Source organism: Bathymodiolus platifrons methanotrophic gill symbiont, assembly GCF_002189065.1.
In the GTDB taxonomy this organism is placed as follows: domain Bacteria; phylum Pseudomonadota; class Gammaproteobacteria; order Methylococcales; family Methylomonadaceae; genus Methyloprofundus.
In genome coordinates this window covers 1-2142 of sequence record NZ_BDMN01000493.1, presented here as the reverse complement: position 1 = coordinate 2142, position 2142 = coordinate 1, and the positions used below count along the sequence as shown (strand labels likewise).

Genomic DNA, 2142 nt, shown 5'->3' with positions numbered 1-2142 from the left:
CACTCCATTTTTTAATGATTTCATTCTATTATTTCCTGTTGGTGAATAAAGCCCCCGTCCACGCTGAAAACTCTAGAAACTGATCTTTAGCGAGTAGGGGGGAAAATCTGTTATTAAGCATGAATATCTCGTCCAAATTCGACTTTATTAATTAAGAATCTAATGACAATATCATGCATAGATGCCGATTTGACCTACGATCCAATTATCAATCCCAACCACATCTAAGTAAATCTTGTTCACTAACTACTACTGGGTCTCCTTCTGGTGTAATCCGTATCAGTTCTATTAAAACAAGATTACAATAATCTTCATTATCACGAGGTACCTCATTCCAAGTGTACGGTTTGGTTTTACCTGTACAATGTAATCCCCAATCGTGTACTAAGCAGTAATCTGTTTCCCAAGCATCCGTATCTATATCCTTATCTGCTGCTAAGCAACCTCCTTCCCCCGTATCGTTGTCTAAACAAGGGTGGTCAACATCGTAATGCGCTGCGATTCCTACATTAATCCATGTGTTAGTTACTCCCCAGTTGTACCTATATGTGTACTCTTCTCCAGAGTTTAAGTATTCACCATTACAAGCGTAATTTATTCCACCCCAATAGTATGCGCAACCTACACCACTCCAAGTTACTTCGATCTCACTAGTAGAATTGTTCTTTATTGTTATGATGCCTCCTGCACCTGAACCTGCTATAACAGGATTTGTATACCCTGTTAGTAGTGCCATACCCATAGTTAGTGGTATTAAAATTGCTTTTACATTTTTCATTTCCTAAACAGCCTTATTTAATCTTTGTTGCTTTATTGAGGTAACAATCAAATGTAGATCATTTTCAATTCTATCTAGTATTTTATGCGCCCGCTGTCAGCCCCGGACGGGCTGATAGTCTCCAGAAGGCGCAGGGAAATTTGCCAATCCGAAGTGCGCGATAGCGCGCGAGGGAGGCTAAAATTTTATCCCGAATAGCCGTAGAGCCATTTGAGGTAGCCATGACTGAGCTGCTTTGTGCTCAGTCTGTGGCGGACGCAGGGCGGCTGGAGCATCTCCTATTCGCTGCGTAGGTGAACGAATTACGGCGACAGGAGTCCCGGAATTTCGTGAGGTAGCATGGCGCGCCTGTAGGGCTGAGAGTCTGCTAAATTAAAGGTCTACTCAAATTGCTCTGATGAACAAGCGATTGGTTATATTATACAGTTTAAGGGATTGCAGTAATTAAACCCAAAGGGAAACTATGGTTTTCCCAACCATGATAATTTATCCTAATTGAGCAAGAAATTGATTTCATTCACGTTTAATAATTAGTTGAAATGAAGTCATACGCGTGTTATCCCCAAAGAGGAGTAACTATAAAACCCTAAATTGTAAATGTAATGATTTCGTATAAATATCCATAGGTTGTACATGACAGTAACCCTAGTCTTTGATTATAAAAGGATTATAGATATAGTACAATCTATATTATATTTTACACTAAATAGCGTTTTATTATGAAGTTTAAAAAGTTACTTCCTCCCTAGGGTAAAGAGTCCCCAGAATACTGTTGCTTGTTGCAATAAGCCAACCCTTTATTTTGGAATGGTTTACCGTTTAATCTTTGTTTTCTGTAACAGCTATAACAAACCACATACACACACCCAAATTAGTCAATCGCTTATTGGGGGGGGGGCATGTAATCCCCTTAAAGACCCACAAAAACCTTTAACGGGTATGTATGATAGGGGTTAGCTGTTAAAGCGCCTTAAAAGCGATATAAAACGCCTTAGCGAAGAGCTGGCGCGCCATGTGTACTGTGAGTTATCCTTTTTAGAGTACTCGGATTCAATTGTAAAAACATCAGACGCGCCCAAGATAGAAGATTACAGATACGATAAAAAAGTTACTTACCCCCCTGGGCGAAGAAAAAAAACAGGTTCATAACCAGGTTTACACAAATACGTATCTTTTGCGACAGAACCCGCCTGTGTGCTTTAATCCGCTGGGATAGATCGTGCCAATTCTAGGAGTCTCTGTTTCACCCCCTCATCCTTAGCCCCGTTTTTCTCAGCATACAGTACGTACTTTTTTGAATCCGTTGCCCAAGAGACTAAGGAATAAGCACGAAACAACTTCCCGATATTAATTATTCTTGAGGA

At 40.1% G+C, this 2142-nt stretch carries 3 protein-coding genes and 1 pseudogene; 1 reads left to right on the top strand and 3 read right to left on the bottom strand.

Annotated features, from left to right (window positions below; genetic code table 11):
* Positions 1-113: 113 nt before the first annotated feature.
* The 3 genes and pseudogenes from CDZ78_RS24605 to CDZ78_RS22430 all read right to left on the bottom strand — a co-directional run.
* A pseudogene (locus CDZ78_RS24605) lies at positions 114-191 on the bottom strand (IS1 family transposase); the annotation flags it as partial.
* Positions 192-208: 17 nt separating this feature from the next.
* Positions 209-778: a hypothetical protein gene (locus CDZ78_RS19770; RefSeq protein WP_087871498.1), complete on the bottom strand. Its 570-nt coding sequence runs from the start codon at positions 776-778 to the stop codon at positions 209-211.
* An 82-nt stretch (positions 779-860) separates the two neighbouring features.
* Positions 861-1001 carry a hypothetical protein gene (locus CDZ78_RS22430; protein ID WP_167374418.1) on the bottom strand — a complete coding sequence of 47 codons (141 nt, stop codon included), beginning with the start codon at positions 999-1001 and terminating at the stop codon, positions 861-863.
* 12 nt (positions 1002-1013) lie between these two features.
* Between CDZ78_RS22430 and CDZ78_RS22425 the strand changes: the two genes are divergently transcribed.
* Complete coding sequence (locus CDZ78_RS22425; protein WP_167374417.1) at positions 1014-1154, top strand: hypothetical protein; 141 nt, start codon at positions 1014-1016, stop codon at positions 1152-1154.
* The last annotated feature ends 988 nt before the right edge of the window (positions 1155-2142 follow it).

Bases quoted from the DNA above. Each gene is read 5' to 3' on its own strand.
- CDZ78_RS19770 (WP_087871498.1), bottom strand. From the start codon at position 778: ATGAAAAATGTAAAAGCAATTTTAATACCACTAACTATGGGTATGGCA.
- CDZ78_RS22430 (WP_167374418.1), bottom strand. From the start codon at position 1,001: ATGGCTACCTCAAATGGCTCTACGGCTATTCGGGATAAAATTTTAGCC.